This is a genomic window from Roseovarius indicus (genome assembly GCF_008728195.1).
GTDB classification, from domain to species: Bacteria; Pseudomonadota; Alphaproteobacteria; order Rhodobacterales; family Rhodobacteraceae; genus Roseovarius; species Roseovarius indicus.
The window spans coordinates 2,665,112-2,678,173 of the sequence record NZ_CP031598.1 but is presented as its reverse complement, the minus strand read 5'-3'; the positions used below and the strand labels follow the sequence as shown (position 1 = coordinate 2,678,173).

At 58.7% G+C, this 13,062-nt stretch carries 18 protein-coding genes; 1 reads left to right on the top strand and 17 read right to left on the bottom strand.

What is annotated here, in order from left to right; genetic code table 11:
• Positions 1-51: 51 nt before the first annotated feature.
• The 8 genes from RIdsm_RS12635 to RIdsm_RS30125 all read right to left on the bottom strand — a co-directional run bounded on the left by RIdsm_RS12635 (position 52) and on the right by RIdsm_RS30125 (position 7,665).
• Positions 52-2,718, bottom strand: a complete 2,667-nt coding sequence (locus tag RIdsm_RS12635) for a phage tail protein (RefSeq protein ID WP_143100343.1) — start codon at positions 2,716-2,718, stop codon at positions 52-54.
• Complete coding sequence (locus RIdsm_RS12630; RefSeq protein ID WP_236553236.1) at positions 2,718-3,044, bottom strand: hypothetical protein; 327 nt, start codon at positions 3,042-3,044, stop codon at positions 2,718-2,720. The genes RIdsm_RS12635 and RIdsm_RS12630 overlap by 1 nt, the downstream gene beginning before the upstream one ends.
• Before the next feature lie 74 nt (positions 3,045-3,118).
• On the bottom strand, positions 3,119-3,631 hold the full coding sequence (locus RIdsm_RS12625; protein WP_057816710.1) for a DUF1833 family protein: 513 nt from the start codon (positions 3,629-3,631) through the stop codon (positions 3,119-3,121).
• Positions 3,628-4,248, bottom strand: a complete 621-nt coding sequence (locus RIdsm_RS12620; protein WP_143100345.1) for a hypothetical protein — start codon at positions 4,246-4,248, stop codon at positions 3,628-3,630. Before RIdsm_RS12620 ends, RIdsm_RS12625 begins: the two co-directional genes overlap by 4 nt.
• Positions 4,245-6,473 carry a phage tail tape measure protein gene (locus RIdsm_RS12615; protein WP_160325853.1) on the bottom strand — a complete coding sequence of 743 codons (2,229 nt, stop codon included), beginning with the start codon at positions 6,471-6,473 and terminating at the stop codon, positions 4,245-4,247. Before RIdsm_RS12615 ends, RIdsm_RS12620 begins: the two co-directional genes overlap by 4 nt.
• 32 nt (positions 6,474-6,505) lie before the next feature.
• Positions 6,506-7,045: a gene transfer agent family protein gene (locus tag RIdsm_RS12610; RefSeq protein ID WP_057816707.1), complete on the bottom strand. Its 540-nt coding sequence runs from the start codon at positions 7,043-7,045 to the stop codon at positions 6,506-6,508.
• Positions 7,045-7,488 carry a phage tail tube protein gene (locus RIdsm_RS12605; RefSeq protein WP_057816706.1) on the bottom strand — a complete coding sequence of 148 codons (444 nt, stop codon included), beginning with the start codon at positions 7,486-7,488 and terminating at the stop codon, positions 7,045-7,047. Before RIdsm_RS12605 ends, RIdsm_RS12610 begins: the two co-directional genes overlap by 1 nt.
• A 3-nt stretch (positions 7,489-7,491) precedes the next feature.
• The gene (locus RIdsm_RS30125; RefSeq protein WP_160325852.1) at positions 7,492-7,665 is read right to left on the bottom strand and encodes a hypothetical protein; all 174 of its coding nucleotides are present in this window, start codon (positions 7,663-7,665) and stop codon (positions 7,492-7,494) included.
• 9 nt (positions 7,666-7,674) lie between these two features.
• Between RIdsm_RS30125 and RIdsm_RS12600 the strand changes: the two genes are divergently transcribed.
• Positions 7,675-7,941: a hypothetical protein gene (locus tag RIdsm_RS12600; RefSeq protein ID WP_057816705.1), complete on the top strand. Its 267-nt coding sequence runs from the start codon at positions 7,675-7,677 to the stop codon at positions 7,939-7,941.
• Here the strand turns inward: RIdsm_RS12600 and RIdsm_RS12595 are convergent.
• Genes RIdsm_RS12595 through RIdsm_RS12555 form a run of 9 tightly spaced genes read right to left on the bottom strand, consistent with a single transcriptional unit; the run spans position 7,938 to position 13,010 of the window.
• Positions 7,938-8,357, bottom strand: coding sequence for a hypothetical protein (locus RIdsm_RS12595; protein WP_057816704.1), 420 nt, complete (start codon positions 8,355-8,357; stop codon positions 7,938-7,940). The genes RIdsm_RS12600 and RIdsm_RS12595 overlap by 4 nt on opposite strands.
• Positions 8,357-8,770: a DUF3168 domain-containing protein gene (locus tag RIdsm_RS12590; RefSeq protein ID WP_057816703.1), complete on the bottom strand. Its 414-nt coding sequence runs from the start codon at positions 8,768-8,770 to the stop codon at positions 8,357-8,359. Before RIdsm_RS12590 ends, RIdsm_RS12595 begins: the two co-directional genes overlap by 1 nt.
• Positions 8,767-9,096: a phage head completion protein gene (locus tag RIdsm_RS12585; RefSeq protein WP_074939767.1), complete on the bottom strand. Its 330-nt coding sequence runs from the start codon at positions 9,094-9,096 to the stop codon at positions 8,767-8,769. Before RIdsm_RS12585 ends, RIdsm_RS12590 begins: the two co-directional genes overlap by 4 nt.
• The gene (locus tag RIdsm_RS12580; RefSeq protein WP_057816701.1) at positions 9,093-9,665 is read right to left on the bottom strand and encodes a hypothetical protein; all 573 of its coding nucleotides are present in this window, start codon (positions 9,663-9,665) and stop codon (positions 9,093-9,095) included. The genes RIdsm_RS12585 and RIdsm_RS12580 overlap by 4 nt, the downstream gene beginning before the upstream one ends.
• Positions 9,666-9,700: 35 nt before the next feature.
• On the bottom strand, positions 9,701-10,384 hold the full coding sequence (locus tag RIdsm_RS12575; protein ID WP_217625293.1) for a hypothetical protein: 684 nt from the start codon (positions 10,382-10,384) through the stop codon (positions 9,701-9,703).
• Positions 10,299-10,625, bottom strand: a complete 327-nt coding sequence (locus RIdsm_RS12570) for a head-tail connector protein (protein ID WP_057816699.1) — start codon at positions 10,623-10,625, stop codon at positions 10,299-10,301. Before RIdsm_RS12570 ends, RIdsm_RS12575 begins: the two co-directional genes overlap by 86 nt.
• Complete coding sequence (locus tag RIdsm_RS12565) at positions 10,625-11,479, bottom strand: hypothetical protein (protein WP_057816698.1); 855 nt, start codon at positions 11,477-11,479, stop codon at positions 10,625-10,627. Before RIdsm_RS12565 ends, RIdsm_RS12570 begins: the two co-directional genes overlap by 1 nt.
• Positions 11,476-12,813 (bottom strand): phage portal protein, encoded by a 1,338-nt coding sequence (locus RIdsm_RS12560; RefSeq protein ID WP_057816697.1) that lies wholly within the window; start codon positions 12,811-12,813, stop codon positions 11,476-11,478. The genes RIdsm_RS12565 and RIdsm_RS12560 overlap by 4 nt, the downstream gene beginning before the upstream one ends.
• Positions 12,813-13,010 carry a hypothetical protein gene (locus RIdsm_RS12555; RefSeq protein ID WP_201455570.1) on the bottom strand — a complete coding sequence of 66 codons (198 nt, stop codon included), beginning with the start codon at positions 13,008-13,010 and terminating at the stop codon, positions 12,813-12,815. Before RIdsm_RS12555 ends, RIdsm_RS12560 begins: the two co-directional genes overlap by 1 nt.
• Between the last annotated feature and the right edge of the window lie 52 nt (positions 13,011-13,062).

Sequence of the window (13,062 nt, the reverse complement as noted above, 5' to 3'; positions counted from 1 at the left end):
CTCATACGTCCCCGGCGATGCCGAGGTCGGGACCGTGCGATCAACCATAGATCAACTCCAGATTTCGGGGGCTTCCGCGACTGCGGTAATCGTCCATGTCAGACGGTCCCGCGGCGCCATATCGAGAATCACGAGGCGCCTGATTTCATTGCCGAGATCACCGACGATGACATGATCTCCGACCTCCAGCCCGTTAGGGGTAACCGCGGCTGCGAACACCAGACGCGCCCCATCGCTCGTGGCGTCCAACTCGTGCGTCGTGACCGTGCCGCCGGCACGATGCAGGACAGCCCCGCTGGTCTTGCCGATGCGGCCGAGATCGAAGTCGTCGGCGAAGGTGTCGAGGTCGTCCCAATCATCCCCACCGAGCAATGTCGGCTCGCTGTCCAGCGTGATCGCCGTCACGTCTCCGCTGCCATCGTATTCGATCTTGGTGATCCGCCCCGAGCCCGCCCACTTGAGCAGGAAATCGGTGCTGACCCCCACAAGCGAGCCGCGGCGGCATTTGATCGCGAGCGCCGGGGCATCCCATGAATAGAAGGCCGTGCGATATTTCAGGACGTCCAGATCGTACTGCGCCCTGGCGCGCACCTCCGCCTCCGTGACAAGCCCGTCATAGGTGATCTGTTCCGTCAGGCCCGATCCCTCGGGGTGCGTGATCTGGCGTTGCTTGTATTCTCTGTCCTTGTCGTAGAACGTGACCCGGAGCCCGTCCGGACGCTTCGGGTAGCCCTTGGTCCAAGAGAAATTCGCCATGTTCCGCGGCGAGAAGTATTGAACCGGGTCTTCCGCCGATCGATCATAATCGCGCGTGACCCCGAACACGTCCGACTGGTAGGTCTTGGCATAGGCCACACCGGCGCAGATTTGCGCAGCACCTGCCACCGAAGCATCCTTGATTATGGCGTTGACCTCGTAACCTTTCGTCGGGCAATACGCCCGAAAATTAACAATTCCGGGGTCGTCGATAACCTCTTCGGGCACCGGAATGGCGTTCATCGTTCCGCCATAGATATCCCGAATGTGGCTCGCCGGGTTGCTGGTCGTGATCCAGTTTGTCCACCCCGAACCATCCCAATCGCGCACAAGGCCGCTCGCCAGCACCGACACCGGGTCGAGGTTCACGTTGCGGGCCTTGATGGCCAAGAGCGCGGCATGCCCAAGCGGTGCCGGGGGCTGATCCCAGACGCTCGAGCACCGCACGAGGTAAAGCTTGTCGCTGATACCTTGACGGGTCTGGAAGATGGCCGGCGCGCCGCCGCCCTGGTAGCCGAACAAATCCCGGTTGCCGCCGCCGACATTGTAGGTTGCCGGGTTGTAGTCGTTGTCACGGAAGGCATAGCTCCGCTTTATGTCGATCTCGTACTCGCCCTTCGGGAACGTCCCTTCATCTAGGTAGATCGTCGCCTTGTGCTCGCTCAGAATGACGTTCCTAACCGCTGTCGTGTCGCGATTGCCGGCGGCGATGTAGTCATCCCCGCTTCCAGCGTCGAAGTAGCCGTTTGCGTCCCAATCCGCAGTGGTCGGCCCCACCGCAATGTTCTGCCCAGGCGAGTTGATCCGGGCCTCGACCCAGCCGTATTGACCCGAGACGCTGGCGTCATCGAGCGCGCCGTCGATCCATTCCAGATGCAGTGCGAACCGCTTTTCCCCGATCTGCGAGCTGAGGTAATGCAGTTCCGGCAGATCGACCCATGTCTCTTCGCCGCGTAGCCTCATGCGGGCGCGAAGTGCGACCCGATACTCGGTATCCTCTGAGCCCTGGTTGAACAGGCCTTGCGGAAACACGAGATCGATCCAGACCTGATCCGGGGACTGCCCCGTTGCCATCATCTTGCGCTGCGGAAGAGCGTCTTCCAATTCACCGCCCGGCGGGATTTCAATTCGGCGCCCGTTTTCCTGATCGACGGTATGGCCGATCAACTCGCTACGCACCGAATCCGACCGGCCGTACCTGTTGAACAGCGTGAGCGGTGTGTAGCCCGCCCATCCCGTCACGGTCTCATATTCAACACCATCCACGTCATCTAGGCTCGCCCCGCCCATGCGCGGCTCTGTGAGAGTGTGCGGCCCGGCCAGCGCGCCGACAATCTCGACAATCTCGTCCTGCCCTTCAAAGTAGACCAGCGGCTTTGTCACGAGCGGCAGAGACAGCCTGTGCGTCCCGACCACGCGCCAAAGCGGCATGTTGGGCGACAGCGGGTTGCCCTCTGCTCCTGCCGTTCCGGGCTGCTCCGGTGCGTCCGGTGCGCTAGCCTCTGGCACAGGGGGCGGTGCAAGGGCACTCAGGGCCGCAGATCCAAGCGCGGCTATGGCGCCACCCAAGAGACGCGAGCCTGTCGTGGCGGCGGCGGACGTTGCCCCTGTGAGGCCACCGAATAGCTGACCGCTCACAACGGCGCCGGTCAGGACGACAAGCCCGATGGACGCCACAAGCCCGAGAATGTTCTTGTTGTCGCCTCCGCCGCCCATCGGCGGGGCATGGAATGTCACTTCGATCGGCACGCCGCCCGCTTGCGGCTTGGGCTTGACCATGTGCCAGACGCCGCGGGGCACGGGTTGCCCGTTGATGCAGATCGCATCCCCGTCATGGCGCGGCCAGCCATCTGGAAGCGACTTCACCCGCTCGGCCATGTCCGCCAGTGACATACCCTCCGGCAGATGGAAGACATGCGGCTGCATGGCGAACAGATCGCGATGGATTGCGACAGTCTTCACTACGCAAGCCCCCTGTGCCGCCAGAACCCGACGATCCGGTGTTTCATTAACTGGCCTGTGATCGGCTCGAGACAGGCGCTCGACGCCTTTTCGACATGCAGGACCGTGCCAGCATCAACCATCACGCCGACATGGCAGGGCAACCACTTGCCGCCGCTTCGCATGACCGCCACGTCGAACGCCTGCGGCGCCTCCGCCTGCGTCCACGTTGCCTGTGACTGGCCAGTGCCGATGGCTTGAGCTACGCGGCGCAACTCGCTGGCCCCGATCTCGCCGTAGGTGGGGAGGTTGATGCCCAATTCCTGCGCGTACACGAGCTTACACAAGCCCCAGCAATCAACCGCCTCCGGTCCGCGCCCGCCGTCGATGAACGGCAGGCCGATGTAACGCCCGGCCCAGGTCACACGAACAGCCCCGGAAACCGGTCCTGAGTGGCCCGCATGTAGGGCCAAGGCTCCTGCGTATAGTCTGGCAGCGTGACCCGGCCCCGGATCTGCGTCACCGTCACCTCCACGTCGCTCAACTCGAACCGCCCGAAGCCATAGACCCGCGATGCTGTACCAATTTCTGTACGTGGATCGGCGCTCAAGTCGAAGTCCGCCGATGAATAAACGGCAAGGTCGATGATGGCTCGCTCCGTCGATCGCTCCAGGGCAAAACCGACCCGCCGATCAACGTTGGAAACCACCAGCTCCGCCGCCGGCATCTGGTCGTTGTCGGTCAGCGGGCGCCCATCGAACGGCATGGCGGTGTAGGTCTCGCCACCCAGCACGTAATCGAACACATCCGAAACAATGCGGATCGGCTCGCCGATGTCCGGGTGCGTGATTGTCAGGAACCAGATCAGCGCGTCGGGGCTTTCCGCGCGCTCCAGTTCCGCCATCACCGATGTCGGGACGCTGCGTTCCGTCATATCTCGAACCCAAGAATTTTCGTGGTGCCCGCCGGTGCGGTTGCCGGAATATCAGTCGCAACCAGCGTTTCCTGCGCCTCGGTGATCGAGGTCGTGGTCGTGCGCTGCACCCAATAGGTGCCGGCAATGGTCGGCAGGGCCGAAGCCGCCACCGTTTGCCCGTCGATGCCGTAGACCCCCTCGGCGTAGTCGGCCACGAAGTAGGGCACCCGGCAAACACCACTCGGGATGTAGTCAGAGAACCACGGCACGCCTGGAAGGCGCATTAGCCGCGCTTGCAAGTTTACGTACTTTCCACCCGAGGCGCTGACCTGAAATGGCGGGTCACCTCCCAGCATCTTGAACCAGACCGGCCTGCGAACCAAAGGATCGCGAAAGATGAAACGGTTTACGCCAAACCGAAGGTCGGTCTCATACCACGTTTTGAATGTGGCATACTGATCCAGCGTCAAGACTCGAAAGGTGACGTTGAACACTTCCGGCGCCGCTGTCGTTAGAGGCCGCTCCATCGGCTCGCCGGCATCCGCTTGAAATGAGGCACGGTTATCCACAAACCCGCCTGCATAACTGGTAAGTGGATTTTGCGGCAATGAGGTGGGCCAAAACGGGACGCTCATCGCGAAACCTTCTTCGACTTGGCGCCGTATCGGCTGCCGAAGGATTTATCCATGTCCCCGCGCGCAACTCCGCGGTTCACCACGTCGATGACCAGTTCCTCACCATTCGGCCCCTGACGGTGCGTCTGACGCATTTCATTATTGCCAGCGTCGTAATTGTTGATCACGACGTTCATATCGCTTCCGCCACCTCTCGACTGAACGCCAAGTTTTCCGTTGGCCATTCTGGTCAAAGGCATGATGCCCTCCGGCCCGGATTCGCCCATAACCCCGACTTTTCGGCCTGCCATCGGGAAGGCCGTTGGTGACGAAACGACACCACCCGACGCAAAAGGCACGACCCGACCACCTTGAATCGCATTGCCATTCGCATTGAAAATGCCACCGACAAAACCGCCTAGCAGACCACCACCAGAGCCACCGAAGGGACCACTGCCAAATAGCGCTGCCTCCAAAGCGGCTTTGGCGAATGCTTTTGCCAAATTCTCAAGAACGCCAGCAAGGTTTTCGCCCTCGATGATAGCGTCAATAATACCGTCTTTCAGTTGTTGTTGCGCATCATCGAAAAACTCGGCCCGCTCCTTCGCCTGCTCATATTTCTCCGTCAGTTTCCCGACTGAATCCGCCTGACGCTCAATCTGCTCACGAACCGTTTCGCCGGTTTCCGTTTGGCGCGAGTCAAGGTCAATTCCGCGCCGCTTGGCTTCATCCAAAAGAGCGTACTTGGTTTCAAGTTTCGCAATCTCGGCGGTTTCTTTCCCGATCATCTGAATTTTGCGATCAAGAGCGGCAATTTCCTCCTCAGCACCAAAAGGGTCGTCCCGCTTTTTCGATCGCCCAGAACCGGAACGCAATGACCTGGGCGGGGTGTAGTTATCAAGAAACTCAGTGCCTTCGCGAACCTGCCAGTCAAAGGCGCTGCCGCCGAACTCACGAGGGTCTCTCGCACCGCGCCGCCCCTGTTCGCTGGAATGGATCTCTGCCGCGCCCATCGCACCGGCGTAATCCCACGCCGCCTTGGCGAGATCCTGAACACGGCCCAGCAAGGTATCAACATTCGGAAGCGCCGCCGCGAAACCCCGCGCTGCGGCGTAGGCCGCCTCGGCAACGTCCAGAAGGTTTGTTTCAGCATCATCAAGCTGCTTTGCCATTTCCCGAGCCGCCCTTTCAGCATCCTTCAGGCTCTCAAGAAAGGCGATCTGCTCCATATTAAGTTTTTCGTATCCGCCGACCGCATCCAGAAGCTCACCGCGAACCCTCGCGAATGCATCCGCAATATTCCTTGGCCCCTCAGCAGCCGCCAACTGCTCAAACGCACCCAAAAGTTGCTTAGCTTGCTCTTCTGTGAGCCCGAATTCATGCTGAACCTTGCGGAGCGTCCCCTCGGCGGTGTCCGAAAACCCCCGCAGGGAATCGAGCCACCCAACGTCAGTGAACCCCGCAAGCGCCTCCCGAGTCTCCCGCAGGTTCTTTGCCGCCTCAAGAAGCGAAAGCTGCTTTTCAGCGTCGACCAATGCCAACACAGCCGAGGTGACGGCCCCGAAACTTTCGACAAGATCATCGCGACCAGCCGAAGATGCAGCCTTAATGGACGACTCAAGTCGATCCACGCTTTCTTCCAAGGTATCTACCTTGTCGGCCGCCCCCTCTGCGCTATCACCCAAATCAATGAAATTGGCTGCGAGCGGGACGCCGATCGCGACCGCCGCCCCCATGACGGCGCCTAAAGCGCCAAACCCGCCAAGCAACTGCGGAAGCTGCTGCCCGAGGGCGACAGAAGCCGAAGTTCCGGCGCCGACCTGTGTCGCAAAATCGCCGACCTGAAAGGCGACGTTCTGGAGCCCTCCACCCATGCCTCGGGTGGTTCGCCCCACATCGGCGCTCGCTCCCGCGAGCCGTCGCGCCCGGTTTGTGGCTTGCGCATAGTCAGCGTTCAATCGCTCTAGCGCGTCCTCGTATTGCCGGGTATTGAGCGCCCCTACCTTCTGCGCCCTATTCAACTCCTCAAGAGCCGCCTCATAACGCTTCGATGCCGCAAACATCGGGTCATACTTAGCCCGCAGTCGATCCATCTCTTTTCCGATGGCAATGGCGCTTGTTTCGGCACTTTGAGCCATCTTCTTGTTGCTGTTGGCAAACTGCGCCTCAAGCCCCTTTGATGTATCAGTGCCGGCCTTCTTCGCGCGAGCCATCTGCTTCTCGAACTTGGCGAGCGTGGCCTCCATGCGGAGGACAAGAGATGTCTCGACTGCTGTGTTCATTTCTGAAGAGCCTCCGGCTCGTACTTCGCGAGGATTTCCTCAAATTCTTCTTCGCTCGGCGGTTCAAGTTTCGGGCCTTGCGAAGAGTTGAAACCGCGAACAAGATTCACAAAGTCCGCATATGTCAGCGCCCGAAGGTCATGCGGCGACATATTGAATGTCCGGCAGATCTGAGAAACCTCAGAAAAGCGGATCGGCTCCGGCTCCGTGGCTTCACCATTGGCGCCGCCATCCTCAATCCCCATCATCAGGGCGATAAGGATTTCTCCGGCAATTGAAGCGTTTTCAGTATATGGCGTTCGATCAAAGTGGTTTTCCATAAGCCGCTTTGCTTCAACCTTGTTTTCACCGCCGCCGATGAGAGCCAGCCGTATCGTGTGCCAAATGTCGCTGGCGTAAAACTTACCGGATGAAATACGCAGAAATATCGCGCCAATGGGGTCTTTTCCGCAAGCCTCCTCCAGATCGAGAACGCCGCCGAAGTCGAGCCGGAAAAGACGATCTTTTCCGGCCCACTCCAAAATCACGTCAGCCATCAGGTTGCGTCAGTCCAGACGCGCTGGCCAGCGCCCGAGATAGTGGCGGTGAATGTCACCTTGCCGCTGTTCTCCTTGCTGAGTTCTAGCGTCTGGAGATAAGCGGGAAGCGTCCAATAGCCACCATTATTCGCTGCGCTCTCATCAAGGAAAATCTTGATGTTCTTCTCGTCGCCATCGTCGGCCCAAGCTAACCATGTCGGCCACGCCTCCGTTGTCACCATGCCGCTCATTGTGGCGCTGGTATCCTGGCTTTGAAGGTGCCGAACGATAGCAGCCGGCACATCAAGAGGGCTGTCGCAGTCGAGAACCGTGTTCTCACCGAGATTGTTGGTCAGCGTGATACCGAATGCGTTTGCCCCGCATGTGTGGGCGAACACTTCCGGGGATGCCCCGTCGCCCAGTTGGATGACCAGTCGAGTGGTCTGATTGCCCGTGCCCATAGCTCAATTCTCCTTTTCGCTGGACGGTTCTTTGGCAGTGGCCATTTCCGCCACCTTGCGCTTGATCAGCGCATTTCCGGTTGCCTTGGGCACCGAATATGTTTGCCCTGCCTTGAACGATTGCGTCACGGCCGAGCTAATGCGATGGTGAGCATCGCTATTCATCTTTATCTTCATGGAGGCCCCATGTTCCGACTTGCTTTTTTCGCCGCTCTTCTCGCCACATCTCCTGCGGTGGCGATGGATCACGCAGCGTGCGTGAAACTCCAAATGGACGCTTACGAAGCGAAGGCCGCGCTATGGGAAACATCCCAGCGTCTTCGCAATGCGCGGATTGATGGCACAGACCAACGAGAGACAGCCAAAATAGCTCAAGATGAAGCGATGGCCGCCAGATTCTCCGTCAACGACTATATCCAGAGGCTTTCCGACTTATGCGAAACCCTGCGCTAAGCGTTCTTGATTGCCTTGTTGATGTTGCGGGTAAGGCGTGACTTCACGCGCCGCCGCCGCGCCCGCCAGACTGGCCAGAAAAACGGACTGGCCTGTATCTGACCCGTGGATTTTCCGGATTTGTGTTGGCGCGGCGCAGTGCCGAATTCGAACCACGCCGCGCTAAAATCATCCCCGCGCGCCCAGATCGTGATCAGCAAACCCCGCTCGGTCGAGCCGACCGTTCCAAGGCTCATCGCTCCATTCGGTGCCTGCCCCCAGCTCCAGCCGATTTCGATCTCTACCAGAGGTTTGTTCCGGTTCATATCCGCAACGATCTCGGCGGCATTCTGCTCTAGCGTGTCGATCGCAGCCTGTCTGACCGCTTTCGGAATTGCCGTCCAACGGCGATTGAACTGAGAAAGCCCCTGCACCATCAAGCAGCCTCTTCAACGGATGCCGTGACTTGGATAACGCCATGACCGGTTAAACCATCAGGGTCGCGAAATACTCGAACTTGCTCAACCTGTATCAAAACCAGCGCATTGGTCGAAAGCGATAAGTCCGCATTATGCAATGCATCCTTGACCGCATCGACCAAAACGCGGCACGAAGCCAGCCTGCCGTGATCACGTGTCCAACAGTCCAGTTGAAAGGTTTCCTCCCTAGATGTTAGGCACTGCAGGTTTTCCGGGGCATAGTCGCTAGGCCCAAAGGTTATATCGGGGTAGATTCGGCTGGTCCCCGGCGGTGCCTGATCATAAATCCTATCCCCAACAATAGAACCAACTTCCGCATCGGCGCGAAGCGTAGTCTGGATTAGGTTTTGAACCTCCTCGGAAGCACTCATGTCGCCACCCCGCTCTCCGCAGTGATTTCCAGAAACCTCCGGTCGTCACTTGGCACTACGGTACGGATATTGTAGGTCGTCCCGCGCCTGACGTCTCTCATCACCCATTCGCTATTGATCGTTTCCGCAACCGCGCTTCGCCGGATCGTCGCAACAACTGGCTGTTTGCCATCTAAGCGCGCCGCCATAACGCTCTCTGAACCGCGCAAATATCGGAAGTGCGCCCGGCTTGAATAGACACCTTCGCTCCAACCTGTTTGCACCCCGTGAGCATCGAAAGTTGGCCGGTCGAAAGTGACAGACTCGAAAAGATCCGATCCCTTCATTGGCCAACATCCCAAGGTCTAGGCTTGCCGTGAAAGCAAACGATTTTCGCATCATCTGGAACCCCAGACTTGCAATGCTTCTTCCAACTCACGACTGATCCCGGAAGAATATCCTGCCAGTACGTCCGCCCTTCCGTCAGAGGCTCGATAAAACCCTGATCCCCAAAATGCCGGCGCGTCGTACACTTCGCCATATGCGCATCTGGGTTTGCGCAAAACGTCTCGTAGATGTGAGACATGCTGCCTCCCCATGCCATAAGACCAGACCCCATTTTCCGAAGCCTTGGGTTGAAGTCCTCCAAGGCGATGAATTCATGGCAGGCTGCAGCGTCCAGAATTGGCCTCAAGTCACCTCGAATTGTCGTATCCAGATCCACGAAAAGGATTGGCCCTTGGAAGCGGAACACCTCGATCTTTGCCCACCATCCCGGCCAGTCATGCAGTAGCGCGGTGCCGCCAATGTCGGAAAGGCAGACGAACTCGGTATCCGGAGCGTGTTTCTCGCATTGCTCCCTCAACCGGTCGACGTGGCACTCTTCATATTCCCCGCCGCTGCGGAGGACAGTCATGATCCTCACCCTATTGCGATGCCCGCGAACACCCGTCAAATGACGTCCTCAAAGACCGCTTTAGGATATTTCTGCAACGCGGAAATTGGCGAGCAATTCAAAACCTCAACACCTGTCTTGGCAATTTCCTTGTGTGCAGCGTCCAGCGATTTTCGCCACCGTTCGGCATTTCCGGCTGTCGGGTTATTCAGTCCCGACAAATGCGATCCGTGCCAATGCAGCCCGTTTTTGATATGCATATCATAGCCGACCAGCAAAATTCGCTTTACGCCGAACTGAACCCCAAGGTTCAGGCAGTGAAAGCCGCTGTTCCCGCCCCACCCCACTGTGCCCTTCGGCTCATGAAAGAAACGGTCATCCGGCTTCATGCATGTAACGTGGCCAACTCCCCATCTTTTACACGCCGGCTTTTCGATACACAGTTTCAGGCCCTCGAAATCCGGGCAGCCCTGGTGCCTATCCCACCACTTCGCATCGCAGGCGAACAGAATGTCAGCCCAAGGCGCCAATTCCCAAGAATTGTTGATCGCGATAACCTTGGCGCGGCCTCTCGCCATCTCAATCGGCACACCCCCCGCAGACGGCCCACTTGCAACGATCACGAGGGTCTCGCCCTCCCATGAGGGCCACCATTCAGGCAAGCGGTGGGTCGGCAAGGCGGTAAAGAAGCATTTCGGCGCGATGCGGTAACCCGCCCGGCCCCATTTTCGCATCGTCATCTGGTTCGTACAGGTGTTGGCAGACAATCATGGTCGCCCGCTTGATTTTCTCCGGCACAGATGACTCGCTGGCGATGTCGCCACCGCTGTCGAATGTGAGATATGATTCCGCCCGCGTGTCGAGGTAGTCAATCACCGCCTCCGAAGCCGCCTCGATGATACCGGACAGGTCGATGTCGTCATCGTCATGCCAGACACGCAGCGCCAATTTCGTCTCTTCCAACTGGACCAGCGCGACCATCACTTAACCTTTACGGTCTTGGGCTCCGGCGCGGGTTTCATAACCCCATCCTTGCCGTCGCGGCCCCTCTTGACGGACAGCCGCCAGCCATCGCCATCGCCGGGGCGCTCTTCTGTGTCTTTTTGCGCCACCCACATAGAACCGCCAAAACTGACCACATCGCCCGCGGCATAACCCTTGCCTTCGGAGAAAACGCCACGATCGAGCATCACCGGCAGGGTGAATGCCCGTTCAACGATCTTCGCGCCGCGCTGAAACCGGAATGTAAACCCGCGCTCTCCATCGTGGACAATATCCATGTCCTCAAACCCGATCCCGTCTTCGCCATCTTTGCCCGGAGCACCGTCCTTGCCCACGATCACGCCAAGGGAGCGCGTTTCGCCGTTGGTTAGCGTCACCGTCAACTCGCCGGCACGGTCAATGAAGGCACCGGCGAGGCCGACACCATCTTTGCCTGGCTCACCCTTTTCGCCGGTCTTACCATCTTTTCCCGGTGCCCCATCCATACCAGGATTTGGTTCCGGTAATTTCGCAATCGATTTTGCAACCTCTTCGGCTACCATAGAGGCAATATCAGGTAGTTCCGGCGGCTTGGGCGGCTCCATAGCTTCTATAGCGTCGAAACGGTCGCTTACTGCCTTTTTTTCCGCCTCTACGTATTCCTTGGCCTTGTTTAACTGTTGCTCCAGACGGTCAACCGACTTTGAAACATCAGAAAAACCCTCTGACCGTTGCGACAGGATTTCTTTTAGGTGGGAAATTTCCTGCTTAAGGGGGGAAGTCGCGTCGTCTATTAGGCTACGGACCACCGGTCCGATTTCTTCGGCCAGCATCTTTATCTCGGAATGCTTCATACGGCCGCTCTCCTCAGTTCTGCCCAAATAGCGCTTCTGCGCTCTTCTGGGGGTAGATCCGGCTCTTCATCAGTTGGCGGCTCCGGCGTGGCAGGACCAGCCCACGGGTCTTCCCGCGCGTCCCTCTTGGCCAACGCCTCGAGACTGTAGTTCTGCTGCTGCAGGTAGGGCATACCGCCGCCAGGAACCGGACCACGGTTCACACGCTCGCGCGCCTCGTCCGGGGCGATGATCCCCGCGCCTGTGCCAAGCGCCAAGGTCTCCATCTGCGTCTTGCTGTCCATTCGCAGAAGGTTTTCGGTATCGAACTCGGTGCCGATGCTGTGCCCGTCGAGGCCGAGACCTTCATTCAGAAGACTCTCCGCATCCTCGATCAACGATTGCAGGCACTGGCTGTAATACTCGAGATTCAGGGTCTGGACGTTGCCGGCGGTTGGAACCGGCCCCGCGCCGATCTTGTAGAGCGGAACATGATATGTTGCGGCGATAGCTTCTGCCGTCCATTTCAACTGCTCGACCATCTGGGAATCTTCTGCAGATACGGCCATTTGCTGGAATGCCAGACCATCACCCAGAACGGCAACCTTTCCGGCGTTCGCACCGGTATAGTTCGCTTCCCAGCTTGTTTTCAGGCGCCCTGCCGTTTCATCGCTGATCTTTCCGGGCGCAGAAAGAATGCCGCTCGGGTTGGACTGATTGCCAAAGAACGTCGCCGAATTATCCTGAATTCGGAGCCCTTGGGTGGCTGCAACCCCATTTGCAAAAATCGGCGACAGACCGACCAGCGGGTGAAAGAGCGTATTCCAGCGGTCGTGAATGACCTCACGCGCCGGGACAACCAACTGTTCCTCGATGCCCGAGATGTTGTCGACCGACAGATCGTAGAACACCGACCCGTCGTCAGCAACCAAAGGCGTAACCCGCGTAGGGTCAAGAACATACATCCCGACCACGACACCGCGTTGATCGCGCTGTTTGAGAACGTATGTGTTGCCGCGCGAAAGCTTGGACAGCATCCAGCTTTCCCAAAACTGGTTGCGCGTCTGGAAGGCGTTCGGCTTGCGCAGAACAGGCGAGAACGAAGGCTTGCTTACTTCTTTCCACACCTTTCCTTCGCGCTCGATCAACCTAACGCGAAGCTTCGCGATATCCCGCGCGATAAGCGTTTGACAGGCGAAAATGTAGGGATTCGATAGGACGCTATCCAGCGAGACGACGACATTGCTCTGCCATGCGCCGGAATAGCTTTCGAAGACGGGATACCACGATCCGCGCGACTGCGCGACGGGCGAAATCGCCTTCTCACGGCTCCTGAATAGCCGGGGAAGTTTCATCAACCGGCCTTCGCCGCGGCGATCTTCTCGCGCAGCTTGTCAGCATCCCAGCCCATGAACGGCCGTTTGCCAACCACGCGCTCATATTCCTCCCGCAAGGCGGAAATCGGGTCTGCCGGTTCTTCTGCGACCATATCGCGGCGCTTGTACCCCAGGCGATCGACAATCTTGGCGAAACGCGGGTCGCGCGCGCGCATGGCGCGATCAATGTAATTCTGTTTCATGCTGCTGCCTCTCCAAAACGGTTAG